Origin of the sequence: Kitasatospora sp. SC0581, assembly GCF_048159585.1 — a bacterium.
Classification (GTDB): domain Bacteria; phylum Actinomycetota; class Actinomycetes; order Streptomycetales; family Streptomycetaceae; genus Kitasatospora.
In genome coordinates this window covers 1-365 of record NZ_JBLRWA010000238.1, presented here as the reverse complement: position 1 = coordinate 365, position 365 = coordinate 1, and the positions used below count along the sequence as shown (strand labels likewise).

Sequence of the window (365 nt, the reverse complement as noted above, 5' to 3'; positions counted from 1 at the left end):
AGAACATCACCGTCGAGGGCAAGGTCAACTGCGCGATCCGCACCTTCGCGCTCTCCAGCACCGAGAACATCCACGTCAAGAACCTGAAGATCGACGCCTGGAGCGACCTCGACCCCAGCAGCCAGGTCAGCCTGCTCAAGCGCTACACCAACACCGCCGGCCAGAAGGTCACCCTCGGCAACGAGACCACCCAGAGCAAGGGCCTCAAGCTCGAGAACTACACCGTCGGCGGCACCGTCATCCAGAAGAACGGCACCAACTGGGCCGCCGACAAGCTCGGCCGCCTCGGCTTCGACGCCGAGACCTGGGACAACTGGAACGCCTGGGGCCCCGGCGGCGGCACCGACCCCGGCCCCGACCCCGTC

The 365-nt window shown here is 66.8% G+C and carries 1 protein-coding gene; it reads left to right on the top strand.

Annotation, left to right across the window (positions count from 1 at the left end):
* Window positions 1-365, top strand: a 365-nt coding sequence (locus tag ACLWS4_RS37940; protein ID WP_416876569.1) for a family 49 glycosyl hydrolase, incomplete at both ends; no start/stop codon positions are given.